The sequence below is a fragment of the Nocardioides pyridinolyticus genome (assembly GCF_054653575.1).
Genome location: NZ_BAAIFY010000003.1, coordinates 82,775 through 95,936, shown reverse-complemented (window position 1 = coordinate 95,936; position 13,162 = coordinate 82,775). Strand labels below are relative to the sequence as shown.

Below are 13,162 nucleotides of genomic sequence, written 5' to 3'. Positions count from 1 at the left end.
GCCGGACCCGTGCGGGGAGGGGTCGAGTAGGTTCGGCCCGTGGAACAGCAGGATCCCCGGATCGCCGACCTCGGATTCGCGCGCGTCGACGTCGACCGCGCCGCACGCACGGGCGACCCCGAGGTCGTGTACGGCGCCGGCAAGACGCCCGACCAGGTCGTGGCGATCCTCCGCGCGCTGCACGAGAAGCACCCCGAGCGCGCCGTGCTGGCGACCCGGCTCGCACCCGAGGCGCTCGACGTCGTCAGCCGTGCCCTGCCCGAGGCGAGCATCGACCTGGTGGCCCGCGCGGTGACCCTCGGCCCGCTGCCCGAGCCGCACGGCACCGTGGCGGTCGTCGCCGCCGGCACCTCCGACGCCCCGGTGGCGGCCGAGGCCGCACTCTCCGTCGCCGTGCACGGCTCGACGGTCGACCGGATCGACGACGTCGGCGTCGCCGGCCTGCACCGGCTGCTCGGCGTCCGCGACCGGCTCGAGGCGGCCGACTGCCTCGTGGTCGTCGCCGGGATGGAGGGCGCGCTGCCGTCGGTGGTCGGCGGGCTGACCGGCGTACCCCTCGTGGCCGTGCCGACCAGCGTCGGGTACGGCGCCTCGCTCGGTGGCGTCGCCGCGCTGCTGGCGATGCTGAACTCCTGCGCTCCGGGCGTCACGGTCGTCAACATCGACAACGGGTACGGCGCCGGCGTGCACGCCGCCCGGGTCGCGCGCCAGTCGGTGCCGCGGTGACGAGCGTCTGGGTCGACGCCTCCTCGGGGGCCAGCGGCGACATGATGCTCGGAGCCCTGGTCGGCGCCGGCGTACCCCTCGCGGTGCTCCAGGACGCGGTCGACGCGGTCGCGCCCGAGCCGGTCGCGCTGCGCATGGAGGAGGTGCGCCGCGGCGGCCTGGCCGCGACCCGGGTGCACGTCGACGCGGCCGAGTCCCACCATCACCGCACGTGGCGCGACCTCCGGCCGATGCTCGACGGGACGCCGCTGGCGGTCTTCGAGCGGCTCGCGGTCGCGGAGGCCGCGGTGCACGGCACGACGCCGGACGAGGTGCACTTCCACGAGGTCGGCGCCCTCGACGCGATCGCCGACGTGGTCGGCGTCTGCGCCGGCTTCGCGCACCTCGGCGCCTCGTCGGTGACCGTCTCCCCCGTCGCCGTCGGCTCCGGCACCGTCCAGACCCAGCACGGCACGCTGCCGGTGCCGCCGCCCGCCGTGGCCGAGCTGCTGCGCGGCGTCCCCACGTTCGCCGGGCCCCTCCCGATGGAGCTCTGCACGCCGACCGGTGCCGCCCTCCTGACCACGCTGGCCACCGACTGGGGCCCGCAGCCTGCCATGACCGTGGAGCAGATCGGAGTCGGCGCCGGCGGGCGCGACCCGCAGGGCCACGCGAACGTGCTGCGCCTCTTCACCGGGGCCGCCGCGACCGGGGCGGGCGAGCCGCTGCTGCTCGAGTGCAACGTCGACGACCTCGACCCGCGGGTGTGGCCCGCGGTGATCGCCGCGCTGCTCGACGCCGGCGCCTCGGACGCCTGGCTCACGCCGATCCTCATGAAGAAGGGCCGCCCGGCGCACACGCTCAGCGTGCTGGTCGACGCGACCCGGGCCGACGGCGTCCGGGCCACGGTCTTCCGACAGACCAGCACGATCGGCCTGCGCGAGCAGCCGCTGACCAAGCACGCGCTGGACCGCGAGCTCGTCTCGATCGACGTCGGCGGACAGGCGGTCAGCGTCAAGCTGGCCCGCCACCGCGGCACGGTCGTCAACGCGCAGCCGGAGTACGACGACGTCGCCCGCGCCGCCGACCTGCTCGGGCGCCCGGTGGCCGACGTGCTCGCCGAGGCCACGGCGCTCGCGCGGAAGTACCTGTAGTGGACCCGGTCGTCGCCGCCCTCTCCCTGGGCGCCATCTTCGTCGTCGAGCTGCCGGACAAGACGTTCCTCGCGACGCTGGTCCTCGCCACGCGCTACCGCCCGATCCTCGTGTGGATCGGCGTCGGCCTCGCCTTCACCGTGCAGACGACCGTGGCGGTGCTGCTCGGCCACGCGGCGTCGTTCCTGCCCGAGAGCGTCGTGCTGGCCGGCGCGTGCCTGATGTTCCTCGCGGGCGCGGTCGTCCTGTTCCGCGAGGGCCGCAGCCACCAGGCCGCGGAGGGCGAGGAGATCGCGACCAAGGACGTGCACGGGCTGCGCGCGGTGATGGCGTCGTTCCTCGTGCTCTTCGCCGCCGAGTGGGGCGACCTGTCGCAGCTGCTCACGATCTCGCTGGTCGCCAAGTACGAGGACCCGGTGTCGGTGTTCGTCGGCGCGCTCGGCGCGCTCCTCCTCGTCAGCGGGCTCGCGGTCGTCGCCGGCCGGCAGCTCCAGCGGTTCGTGAAGCTGCACGTCCTGCACTTCGTCGGCGCCGCGGTGTGTCTCGTCCTCGCGGCCCTGACGGCGTACGAGCTGGTCGCCTAGGGTGCGAGGATGAACGCGCACGGCGCCGACAGCGAGGTCGGAACCCTCGAGACAGTCCTGCTCCACCGGCCCGGGAACGAGCTGAAGCGGCTCACGCCACGCAACAACGACCGGTTGCTGTTCGACGGCATCCCGTGGGTGGCACGGGCGCAGGACGAGCACGACGCGTTCGCCCAGGCGCTGCGCGACCGCGGCACCGAGGTGCTCTACCTGACCGACCTGCTCACCGAGACGCTCGAGCAGGACGAGGCCCGCGCGCACGCGATCACGACCGCGCTCGCCGGACTGCACCTCGGCGACACGCTCCGCGGCTACCTCGCCGACCTCCTCGGCGACGCGTCACCCGCGGAGCTCACCGGCTACCTCACCTCCGGCATCCGCAACGACGAGGTCCGCGGCGGCTTCGGCCTCGTGACCTCGCTGCTCCCCAGCGACGCCTTCCTCATCGACCCGCTGCCGAACCTGCTCTTCACCCGCGACTCGTCGGTCTGGGTGCGGGACCGGGTCGCGATCACCTCGCTGGCCATGCCCGCCCGCGCGCGGGAGACCCAGCTGACCGAGCTGATCTACACCGAGCACCCGCGCTTCCGCGGCACCCGCAAGATCCACGGCTGGTCCCACGAGCACGTCGAGGGCGGCGACGTCCTCCTCCTCGCCCCCGGCGTGATCGCCGTCGGCGTCGGCGAGCGCACCACCCCGGCCGGCGCCGAGCGGTTCGCGCGACAGGCGTTCCAGGACGGTCTCGCGCACACCGTGCTCGCCGTGCCCATCACCCAGGAGCGGGCCACCATGCACCTGGACACGGTCTGCACGATGGTCGACGTCGACAAGATCGTGATGTACCCGAACGTCGCGCACTCGCTCACGGCGTACGCCGTCACCGCGGCCGGCGCCGCGGACGCCGCCGAGGAGGCCGCCGAGGAGGGCCGCGAGCTGGAGCTGCGCGTGGCCGACGCCGAGCCGTTCCTCGTCGCCGCCGCGAAGGCGATGGAGATCGACACGCTGCACCAGATCGACACCGGCCTCGACCCCGTCACCGCCGAGCGCGAGCAGTGGGACGACGGCAACAACACCCTGGCCATCGCCCCTCGCGTCGCGGTCGCCTACGAGCGGAACGCCGAGACCAACGCCCGCCTCGAGGACGCCGACATCGAGGTCGTGCGGATCGCCGGCTCCGAGCTCGGATCCGGCCGCGGCGGACCGCGGTGCATGAGCTGTCCGGTCGCGCGGGCTCCGCTGACGGGCGACTGATCGTGGGCCTACCCACGGACGATCCTGTCGTCCAGGGCGGGTCCGGACGACAGGATCGCCCGTGGGTACCGGCTCAGGCGGCCTCGGGGCAGGGCTCACCGCTCGGGGCGTCCTCCGGCAGCACCATCGGCTTCGGGCGGAGGAGGGCGCCACCGACGACCGCGGCGACCAGGGCGCAGGCGGCACCGGCGGCGAAGGCCAGCTGGAAGCCCCCGTTGAGGGCCTCGAGCGGGGCCGAGCCCGACGCGGCGAGGGACTCGGTGCGGGTCGTCGAGATGCTGACCAGCACGGCGAGGCCGAGCGCACCACCCATCATGAACGAGGTGTTCACGACGCCGGAGGCCAAGCCGGACTCGTGCGGCTCGACGTCGCCCATCGCGGCCAGCAGGACCGGGTTGAAGGCGATGCCGGCACCGGCGCCGAGCAGGATCATCGAGGGCAGGACGTCGACGAGGAAGCTGCCGCCGACGGGAGCGCGGGAGAACAGCGCCAGGCTCGCGGCCGCCATCCCGAGGCCGGCGACCAGCGGTCGCCGGATGCCGAACCGCATCACCAGCCGATCGCTCACCCGCAGTGAGCAGACCGCCATCACCACGCTGGTCGGGATGAACGCGAGGCCGACCTCGAGCGCGCCGTACCCGAGCACCTGCTGGAGGTAGAGCGCGGCCAGGAAGAACCAGGCGAACATCGCGGCCGCCCAGAGGACGCCGACCACCTGGGAGACGACGACGTTGCGGAGGCGGAAGAGGCGCAGCGGCACCAGCGGCTCGGCGACCCGGGCCTCCCAGAGGACGAACACCGCGAGGACCAGGGCGCTCGCGCCGAGCAGCGCCCAGCGCTCGCTGACGATGCCGTAGACCGACAGCATCAGCGCGCCGGTCACCAGCACGGCTCCGAGGACGTCGATGCGCGGGCCCTCGCCGACCACCTCGTCGGCCGGGAGGACCCGGCGGGCGGAGATCCACACGCCGATGCCGACCGGGACGTTCACCAGGAAGATCCAGTGCCAGGAGAACAGTCCGGTCAGCGCGCCGCCGAGCAGCACCCCCACGGCGCCGCCGCCGGACATCACGAAGCCGAAGACGCCCATCGCCTTCGCCCGCTCGCCCGGGTCGGAGAACAGGCCCATGATCAGCGCCAGCGCGACCGCGGACACCGCGGCGCCGCCCAGGCCCTGCACGGCCCGGCCGACGACCAGCCACCCGGCGGACGGCGCGAGCCCGCAGGCCACCGACGCGACCGTGAACGACACGACGCCGCCCAGGAGCACGCGCTTGTTGCCGAGCAGGTCACCCAGCCGGCCCGACAGCAGCAGGAAGCCGCCGAAGGTCAGCAGGTACGCGTTCACCACCCACGCCAGGGCGGACTGGGAGAAGCCCAGGTCCTCCTGGATGGACGGCAGCGCGACGTTCACGATGCTCGAGTCCAGCACGATCATCAGGTCGCCGAGGCACAGCACGTACAGCGCCAGCCAGCGGCTCTTCGCGTCGGTCATCTCGTCTCCTCGGTGGAAGGGCTCTCACCACCTCCACGAATGCGGGGCTCCGAAATCGACAGACCTCCCGCGCCTCCGCTGGCAAATCATCACGGTAGGCAGGTGACTCGTCACTTCCCGCGGCGTACCCACCGCGGGGAGTGCCAGCTCACCCGCCTACCGTGGTGAATCGGCGGCGGCGGCGGCGAGATCCGCCTCCTCACACGTGGCGGCGCGACTGCACCACCCGGAACCGCGAGGCGACGTAGGCGCCGTCGGTGTACGACGCGTTCGCGGCCGGGTTGGCACCGGTGCCGTGGAAGTCGGAGAACGCCGCCGACTGGTTCACGAACACCCCGCCGAGCAGGTTCTCCGACAGCGCGACGCCGGCGTCGAGCGCGGCCTCGCGCATCTGCTCGACGACCTCGTCGGAGGTCGAGTAGACGGCGGCCGTCATCGCGCCATGGCGCTGGACGGTGTCGCGGAACAGCGCGATCGACTCGTCGGTGCCACCGGTCTCGATGAGGTAGGCGACCGGGCCGAAGCACTCCGACTCGTAGACGTCGGCGTCCGCCGCGGTCAGCCGCAGCAGCGTGGGCGTGCGCACCGTCGCGTTCTCGTACGACGGATGGCGCACCTCACGGCTCCCGACGAGCACGTCACCGCGGCGGCTCGCCGTGCCCAGGCGGTCGACCACGCCGTCGTTGACGATGCCGCCGAGCAGCTCGACCGCGCGGGCGTCGTCGCCGAGCAACCGCCCGAGGGCGGCCTCGATCCCGGCCGCGACCTCCGCGGGCGTCTTCACGCCGTCCTCGGTCGCGACGCCGCTCGCCGGCAGGTACACGTTCTGGGGCGCGGTGCACATCTGGCCCGAGTAGAGCGAGAACGAGAACGCCAGGTTCTGGCACATCGCGCCGAAGTCCGACGTCGAGTCGACCACGACCGTGTTCACGCCGGCCTTCTCGGTGAAGACCGTCGCCTGGCGCGCGTGCTCCTCGAGCCAGTCGCCGAAGGCGTTGCCGCCGGTGAAGTCGACCAGCTTGACCTCGGGCCGGGTCGCCAGCGTCGCGGCCAGCCGGTCGTCGGGCTCCTCGGCCGCGAGCGTCACCAGGTTCGGGTCGAACCCGGCCTCGGCCAGCACCTGCTGGCAGGCCTCGACGGTGATCGCGAGCGGCAGCACGGCCCGGGGGTGCGGCTTCACCACGACCGGGTTGCCGGTCACCAGCGAGGCGAACAGCCCCGGCCAGGAGTTCCAGGTGGGGAAGGTGTTGCAGCCGATCACCAGCGCGACGCCGCGCGGCACGACCGTGAACGTCTTCTCCATGCGCAGCGGCTCGCCGCGGCCCGGCTTCTCCCAGAGCGCGGTCGCCGGCGTCCGGGTCATCTCGGTCCACGCGTAGGCGATCGCCTCCAGCGCGCGGTCCAGCGCGTGCGCCCCACCCGCCTGGAACGCCATCACGAACGCCTGCCCGCTCGTGTGCTGCACCGCGTTGGCCAGCTCGAAGATGCGCGTGTGCAGCCGGGAGAGGATCTCCAGGCACACCCCCGTCCGTCCGTCGGGACCGGCGTCCCGCCACGCCCTCATGCCAGCACGCGCCGCCGACAGGAGTGCATCGACGTCCACCGCCCGCGGGTAGGTCACGCCGAGGTCGAAGCCGAACGGCGACCGCTCGGTCGCCACGACGCCCGACGCGCCGGGGGTGGAGAGCGGGAACGCGCCGCCCAGCCGGGCCTCGAAGGCCGCCTGGCCGGCGCCGGCCGCCTCCTCGCCGTACACCCGCGGCGACGGCGACTCGTCGAAGGCGGAGTAGTACGCACGGCTGGCGCAGGCGGCGACCGCGGCGTCGAGGCGCTCGCGGTGGCGGTCGAAGAGGGCGGCGGTCGCGGACATCGGATCTCCCTGTGACGGATTGTCGCCACTCTCGCACAGAACTGTCACACCGGACGCTTCTGGTTACCCTCCTTCGCGTGAGGGTGCGGTGGATCGGGCTGGCGCTCGCGCTCGTGCTCGTGGGCGGGGCCACCGGGTACGGCGTCGGGCTGCTGCGCCACGAGGACCCGGCGCAGGCCACGAGGGCGCGGCCGGTCCCGGCGCAGTCGCCGTCGATCCCGGTGCTCCCGACCCCGCCGTTCGCGCCCGACATCGACTACCCCATGCTCCGGACCGGGCTCGACTACACCCGGCGGCTCTTCGGGTCGCCGCCGTACTTCCAGTGGTCCTACGACGCGCCGGCGGGCTGGGTGATGACCATCGTGGACCGCGACGAGCTGCGCTGGCGGCCACCGGACGAGCCGGTCGTCGGCGGCTTCAGCATGCGGGTGAAGCTCGTCAACGAGAACCGCACGACCGAGGAGATGGTCGAGCAGAAGAAGGCGGCGTTCCTGCTGGCCTACGACGACGTGGTCGTCCTCGAGGAGGACGAGGACTCGATCTCCTTCTCCTACCGCGATCCCGAAGCCCGGACCCAGCGCTTCAACCGGTTCTTCTGGACCACCCGACCGGGCAGCACCGAGGCGACGTTCGAGATGAGCGTCGTGGGCCGCAAGGTCGACGTGCCCGGCCTGACCGACCTCTTCGAGCACGTCGCCGCGAGCATCCGGAAGGTCGAGGGCTGAGGCGCCGCTCCCTCAGATCCCGCGCGTGTCGACGTCGTCGAGGACGGTGTACGCCGTCGCGCGGTCGTCGCTGCGGATCTGCACCCAGAGCAGCCGGTTCTCGGCGACCCGGACCACCCGCTCGACGACGACGCCGCCGCCCGGACACCCGGTGAAGAGCACCGTCCGGGAGGCGTCCCCGTCGACCGTCGCGTCCACCGGCTCCTGGGCGCGAGCGCACTCGGGGTGCTGCGGCACCGGGTCGGGGAGCTCGGTGCCCGGGAGGAGGCCGACGAAGATGCCCTCGGCGCCCGCGTCCTCGACCCAGTCGTCGCTGGTGCCGACCGAGAGCGCGGGGTACTCCCCGTCGGTCGTCGGCGGACGCCAGCCGCGCGGCGCGACCGTGCGCTCCCAGTCGCCCGGCACCGTCACGTAGAGCTGCCCGGTCCGGTCGCTGAGCGTGGCGTCGGCCTCTCCGCGCTGCTGGAGCAGGTAGCCCCCGATCCCGGCGGCCACGAGCACCGCCAGCCCGGCGGCCACCCCGGCCAGCACCCGCGCGCGGCCGGCCCTCGGCGGCACCGGCGCCGGCAGCGGGTCGTGGGAGATCAGCGGGGTCGGCCGGGCGCCCGGCTGGGTCAGGTTCGGGTCGAGCGGCAGCCAGGCCGCCGGCGCCGCGCCGCCGACGTCCTCGCCGAGCTCGGCCTCCAGTGCGGCCTCCAGCGCGGCGACGTACGCCGCCACGTCGGGCCAGCGGTCCTCGCGGTCGACCGAGAGCCCCCGCCGGACCACGGCCTCGACCGTCTCGGGCACCGTCCGGTCGCCGCTCGACATCGGCGGCGGCGCGGTGGGGGCGGCCGCGGCGGCCAGCGAGGCGTGCCGGTACGGCGCCCGGCCGCTCAGCAGCAGGTAGGTGAGCGCGGCGAGGGAGTACTGGTCCGCACGCGGGTCGAGCGGCTCGCCCTGCGCCTGCTCGGGTGCCACGAACGTCGGCGTGCCGGCGATCATCGTCAGCCGCGAGGACATGTCGAGCGCCTTGCCGAGGCCGAGGTCGGCGACCATCGCGCGCACGGTCGTGGAGTCGCCGGCATCGGTCCGGAACAGCACGTTGGCCGGCTTCACGTCCCGGTGCAGGACGCCGCGCTCGTGCAGCGCCTGGAGGCCCGCGCCGACCTGCCGCACGACCTCCATCGCCTGGGCCGGCGTCAGGCCCTCGACCTCGAGCCGGTCGGCGAGCGTGCCCTGGTCGGCGTAGGACATCACCAGGTAGGGCCGCCCGTCGTCGAGCTCGCCGGCGTCGTACACGCTGACGACGTAGGGCGACTCGACCTTGCGCAGGAACCGCCCCTCCTCGAGGAACCGCTGCCGGACCGCGACGTCCTCGGTCCAGTTCTCGGCGAGCACCTTCACCGCGACCGGCGAGTCGAGCTGCTCGTCGTAGGCGAGCCACACGGTCGCGAAGCCGCCGGACCCGATCCGGCGACGCACGGCGTACCGGCCGAGACGGGTGGGCATGGACACCGGCCCATTATCAGGGAGTCCGGGTCCGACCCCGAGAGACATCAGGGTCGGGTCAGGGGCGGGCGGCCGGCTCTCCCCGATGTGGGGGCGCCCCGGCGGCCGCGAGGGTTGGCCCATGATCACGGTCGACTCACTCACCAAGACCTACGGCGGCTTCCGCGCCGTCGACGATGTCAGCTTCACGGCGCGCGCCGGCCGCGTCACCGGCTTCCTCGGCCCCAACGGGGCCGGGAAGTCCACCACCATGCGGATCATGGTCGGCCTGACGCCGGCCACCTCGGGCCACGCCGAGATCAGCGGACGGCGGTACGCCGACCTGCCGAACCCCGGCCTCGAGGTCGGCGTCCTGCTGGACGCCTCCGCCCAGCACGCGGGCCGCACCGGGCGCGAGATCCTCACGGTCGCCGCCCACACCATGGGGCTGCCGAGGGGCCGCGTCGACGAGATGCTCGAGCGGGTCAGCCTCACCCCCACCGAGGCCGGCCGGCGGGTCCGCAACTACTCCCTCGGCATGCGCCAGCGGCTCGGCATCGCGACCGCGCTGCTCGGCGAGCCCGAGGTCCTCGTCCTCGACGAGCCCGCCAACGGCCTCGACCCCGCCGGCATCCGGTGGATGCGCGACCTGCTCCGCGGGTACGCCGACCAGGGCGGCACCGTCCTGCTCTCCAGCCACCTGCTGCACGAGATCGAGGTCATCGCCGACGACCTGGTGGTCATCGGCCAGGGCCGGATCGTCGCCCAGGGCACCAAGGCCGAGCTGCTCGCCACCGCGGGCACCCTGGTCCGCACCCGCGACGTGCCGACGCTGACCCGCGCCCTCGTGGCCGCCGGCCTGGCCCACACCCAGGTGTCCGGCACCGGCGGCACCGGCGGCCTCCGCGTCGAGGCCGACCCCCACGTCGTCGGCGACCTGGCGCTCGCCGCCGGCGTCGCCCTGTCCGAGCTGCGCGCCGCCGACGGCGCCGGCCTCGAGGAGATGTTCCTCGAGCTCACCGCAGAGACCCAGAGAGAAGGAGTGGCGGCATGACTGCCAGCGTTGTCGAAGAGGCCGTCCGGACCGAGGCCGAGAGCCCCGCGCGACCGGCCCCTGCCCGGATCCCGATGTCGCGGATCGTGTCCGTCGAGCTGCGCAAGTCGTTCGACACCCGCTCCGGCTTCTGGCTGCTGGCCAGTGTGGGCATCCTCGCGGCCCTGACGACCGCCGCGGTGATCCTCTTCGCGCCGGACGACGCGATCGCCTACGACACCTTCGGCGCGGCGATCGGGATCCCGATGGCGATCATCCTGCCGGTGATCGCGGTCCTGTCGATCACCAGCGAGTGGAGCCAGCGCACCGGCCTCACGTCGTTCACCCTGGTGCCGCACCGCGGCCGGGTCATCCGCGCCAAGCTCGCGGTGGCACTGGGCGTCGGCGTGGCCTCGATGCTGCTCGCCTTCGGCATCGGCGCGCTCGGCAACCTGCTCGGCGCGGCGATCGTCGGCGTCGACCCCGTCTGGGACATCACCGGTGGCGACTTCGCCGGCCTGGTCCTGTTCCAGATCATCAACATGCTGATCGGCTTCATGCTCGGCGTGGTGTTCCGCAACTCCGCCGGCGCGATCGTCGGGTACTTCGTGTTCTCGTTCGTCCTGGCCACGATCACCTCGGTGCTCGCGGCCACCCAGGACTGGTTCGAGCGCGCGCAGCCGTGGGTCGACTTCAACTTCGCGCAGGGCTACCTGACCGACGCCTCCTCGATGACCGGCGAGAGCTGGCTGCAGCTCGCGGTGACCGGCCTGTTCTGGCTCGTGATCCCGATGGCGGCCGGCCTGGTCGCCGTGCTCCGCTCGGAGGTCAAGTAACGCTTCGATCACCCTTCCCCGTCGCCTGACTAGGGTTCGGGCAACGGGGAAGGGTGGTCTGCGTGGCGATCGAGGCACTGACGGCGGACGAGATCGACGACCTCGCGCGCCGCGCGCAGGACGGGGACCGCGACGCCCTGGAGGCGCTGCTCGCGGCGATCCGGCCACGCGCCCTCAACGTCTGTCGCGGCGTGCTGCCTCACCTGCCCGACGCCGAGGACGCCTGCCAGGAGGCGCTGATCAACATCGCCGGCAAGATCGGCTCCTGGGGCGGCCGGGGCCGGTTCACCACGTGGATGCACGTGGTCGCGGTGAACAGCGCGCGCTCGACGTACCGCCGCATGAAGAACCAGGCGACCGCCGCCGACCCGCTCGACGTCGGCCCGCTCGACCGGCCGGACCCCCGCACCACCAGCGTCATCGCCGGCACCCGCCTCGACCTGCTCGAGGCGATGGAGACCATCGAGCGCGACCACCCGCAGTTCGTGGAGCCGCTGCTGCTGCGCGACGTCTACGGGCTCTCCTACGAGGAGATCGCCGAGCAGGTGGGCGCGCCCCTCGGCACGATCAAGGCGCAGATCCACCACGGCCGCAAGCTCGCCCGGCCCCTGTTGCGCGGTGAGGGATGAGAGCCGCTGCGGCTGCCCTCACGGTGACCGCGCTGCTCCTCGCCGGCTGCACGTCCGGCGCCGACGAGCCGGCGCCGGAGCCCACCGGTGACGTCGACGAGGGCTACAGCACGCCCGTCGAGGACGAGGTCTACCCCGACGTCGGCGACCCCGGGATCGACGCCCTCCACTACGACCTCACGCTGACCTGGGACCCCGATGCCGAGCGTCTCGACGGCGTCGAGACGCTCACCTTCCGCGCGACCGCCGACGCCGACGAGTTCCAGCTCGACCTCGGCGAGCCGCTCGTCGTCGGCGCGGTCACCGTCGATGGGACCGACACCACCTTCGAGCACGACGGCAAGGACCTCATCGTCGAGCACCCGGTCGAGGAGAACGGCGAGTACACCGCCTCCCTCAGCTACTCCGGCACTCCGGCGCCGGTCCGCGCGCCGGTCCAGCGCGGCGACTTCTCGCACACCGGCTGGACCGTCGTGCCGGGTGGCGGCGTGTGGACCATGCAGGAGCCGTTCGGCGCCTACAGCTGGTACGCCGTGAACGACCAGCCGTCCGACAAGGCGCTCTACGACATCACGCTGCGGGTCCCACCGCCGATGGTCGGCGTCGCCAACGGCGAGCTGCGGTCGCGGGAGACCGTCGACGGGCTGTCGGTCAGCCGGTGGCACCTCGACGAGCCGGCGGCGTCGTACCTCGTGACGGTCGCGCTCGGCGACTTCGAGGAGACGACCGACACGTCGCCGTCCGGCGTCCCGATCTCCTACTGGGTCCCCCGCGGCCGCGCCGACCTCGTCGAGCGGCTGCGCGCGGCGCCGGCCGGCCTGGCCTGGCTCGAGGAGCGGCTGGGCCCGTACCCCTTCGACCGCCTGGGGTTCGTGGTGGTGCCGTCGCGCAGCGGCATGGAGACCCAGACGATGATCACGCTCGGCGACACGGCCTACGCCACGGCGCCCGCGGTGATCGTGCACGAGCTGGCCCACCACTGGTACGGCGACACAGTGACGCCGCTGGACTGGCGCGACGTCTGGATGAACGAGGGGATGGCGACCTTCCTCCAGGGCGCCTGGATGGCCGAGCACGGGCCGAAGTCCATGCACCGGCTGTTCGCCGAGTGGGCCGCCCTCGACGTGGGGCTGCGGGCGCAGTACGGGCCGCCGGCGGATTACCGCCCGGACGCCTTCGCCTCGGGCAACGTCTACTACATCCCCGCGGTGATGTGGAACGAGCTGCGCCGGCGGATCGGCGACGAGGAGTTCTGGCGGCTCGTCCGGGAGTGGCCCGAGAGCAACGAGAACGGCAACGCCACCTACGACGACATCACCGGCTGGTGGTCGGAGCAGACGGGCGAGGACCTCACCGGGTTCTTCGAGACCTGGCTGCGGGCCGAGGATTCACCACGCGAATGACCGGGCA

12 protein-coding genes are annotated in these 13,162 nt (G+C 73.3%); 9 read left to right on the top strand and 3 right to left on the bottom strand.

Features of this window, described 5'->3' with window-relative positions; all coding sequences use genetic code 11:
* Positions 1-39 precede the first annotated feature (39 nt).
* The 4 genes from larB to ACYQ0U_RS03975 are packed head-to-tail and all read left to right on the top strand — an operon-like array spanning position 40 to position 3,694.
* Positions 40-726 carry a nickel pincer cofactor biosynthesis protein LarB gene (larB, locus tag ACYQ0U_RS03990; protein WP_459969668.1) on the top strand — a complete coding sequence of 229 codons (687 nt, stop codon included), beginning with the start codon at positions 40-42 and terminating at the stop codon, positions 724-726.
* On the top strand, positions 723-1,859 hold the full coding sequence (gene larC, locus ACYQ0U_RS03985) for a nickel pincer cofactor biosynthesis protein LarC (RefSeq protein ID WP_459969666.1): 1,137 nt from the start codon (positions 723-725) through the stop codon (positions 1,857-1,859). The genes larB and larC overlap by 4 nt, the downstream gene beginning before the upstream one ends.
* Positions 1,859-2,443, top strand: coding sequence for a TMEM165/GDT1 family protein (locus ACYQ0U_RS03980; RefSeq protein WP_459969664.1), 585 nt, complete (start codon positions 1,859-1,861; stop codon positions 2,441-2,443). The genes larC and ACYQ0U_RS03980 overlap by 1 nt, the downstream gene beginning before the upstream one ends.
* A gap of 9 nt (positions 2,444-2,452) precedes the next feature.
* Positions 2,453-3,694, top strand: a complete 1,242-nt coding sequence (locus ACYQ0U_RS03975) for an arginine deiminase (protein WP_459969662.1) — start codon at positions 2,453-2,455, stop codon at positions 3,692-3,694.
* Positions 3,695-3,767: 73 nt separating this feature from the next.
* Here ACYQ0U_RS03975 and ACYQ0U_RS03970 read toward each other — a convergent pair whose 3' ends face one another.
* Positions 3,768-5,189 (bottom strand): DHA2 family efflux MFS transporter permease subunit, encoded by a 1,422-nt coding sequence (locus tag ACYQ0U_RS03970; RefSeq protein WP_459969660.1) that lies wholly within the window; start codon positions 5,187-5,189, stop codon positions 3,768-3,770.
* A 199-nt stretch (positions 5,190-5,388) separates the two neighbouring features.
* Positions 5,389-7,059 (bottom strand): phenylacetic acid degradation protein PaaN, encoded by a 1,671-nt coding sequence (paaN, locus tag ACYQ0U_RS03965; protein ID WP_459969657.1) that lies wholly within the window; start codon positions 7,057-7,059, stop codon positions 5,389-5,391.
* Positions 7,060-7,136: 77 nt separating this feature from the next.
* Between paaN and ACYQ0U_RS03960 the strand changes: the two genes are divergently transcribed.
* Positions 7,137-7,784 carry a hypothetical protein gene (locus ACYQ0U_RS03960; protein WP_459969654.1) on the top strand — a complete coding sequence of 216 codons (648 nt, stop codon included), beginning with the start codon at positions 7,137-7,139 and terminating at the stop codon, positions 7,782-7,784.
* Between the two features lie 12 nt (positions 7,785-7,796).
* On the opposite strand, the gene ACYQ0U_RS03955 is transcribed toward ACYQ0U_RS03960, so the two are convergent.
* Entirely contained in the window at positions 7,797-9,275 is a 1,479-nt protein-coding gene (locus ACYQ0U_RS03955) for a serine/threonine-protein kinase (RefSeq protein WP_459969980.1), read from the bottom strand.
* Between the two features lie 121 nt (positions 9,276-9,396).
* On the opposite strand from ACYQ0U_RS03955, the gene ACYQ0U_RS03950 reads away from it, so the two are divergent.
* From ACYQ0U_RS03950 to ACYQ0U_RS03935, 4 genes are all read left to right on the top strand, one after another.
* Positions 9,397-10,308 (top strand): ABC transporter ATP-binding protein, encoded by a 912-nt coding sequence (locus ACYQ0U_RS03950; RefSeq protein ID WP_459969652.1) that lies wholly within the window; start codon positions 9,397-9,399, stop codon positions 10,306-10,308.
* Complete coding sequence (locus ACYQ0U_RS03945) at positions 10,305-11,123, top strand: ABC transporter permease (RefSeq protein ID WP_459969650.1); 819 nt, start codon at positions 10,305-10,307, stop codon at positions 11,121-11,123. Before ACYQ0U_RS03950 ends, ACYQ0U_RS03945 begins: the two co-directional genes overlap by 4 nt.
* A gap of 62 nt (positions 11,124-11,185) precedes the next feature.
* Positions 11,186-11,752: an RNA polymerase sigma factor gene (locus ACYQ0U_RS03940; RefSeq protein ID WP_459969648.1), complete on the top strand. Its 567-nt coding sequence runs from the start codon at positions 11,186-11,188 to the stop codon at positions 11,750-11,752.
* Positions 11,749-13,155, top strand: a complete 1,407-nt coding sequence (locus tag ACYQ0U_RS03935; protein WP_459969646.1) for a M1 family metallopeptidase — start codon at positions 11,749-11,751, stop codon at positions 13,153-13,155. The genes ACYQ0U_RS03940 and ACYQ0U_RS03935 overlap by 4 nt, the downstream gene beginning before the upstream one ends.
* Positions 13,156-13,162 lie beyond the last annotated feature (7 nt).

Excerpts from the sequence above, each read along its gene's own strand:
- ACYQ0U_RS03975 (WP_459969662.1), top strand. The coding sequence starts at position 2,453 with ATGAACGCGCACGGCGCCGACAGCGAGGTCGGAACCCTCGAGACAGTC.
- ACYQ0U_RS03970 (WP_459969660.1), bottom strand. The coding sequence starts at position 5,189 with ATGACCGACGCGAAGAGCCGCTGGCTGGCGCTGTACGTGCTGTGCCTC.
- paaN (WP_459969657.1), bottom strand. The coding sequence starts at position 7,059 with ATGTCCGCGACCGCCGCCCTCTTCGACCGCCACCGCGAGCGCCTCGAC.
- ACYQ0U_RS03955 (WP_459969980.1), bottom strand. The coding sequence starts at position 9,275 with ATGCCCACCCGTCTCGGCCGGTACGCCGTGCGTCGCCGGATCGGGTCC.
- ACYQ0U_RS03950 (WP_459969652.1), top strand. The coding sequence starts at position 9,397 with ATGATCACGGTCGACTCACTCACCAAGACCTACGGCGGCTTCCGCGCC.
- ACYQ0U_RS03945 (WP_459969650.1), top strand. The coding sequence starts at position 10,305 with ATGACTGCCAGCGTTGTCGAAGAGGCCGTCCGGACCGAGGCCGAGAGC.
- ACYQ0U_RS03935 (WP_459969646.1), top strand. The coding sequence starts at position 11,749 with ATGAGAGCCGCTGCGGCTGCCCTCACGGTGACCGCGCTGCTCCTCGCC.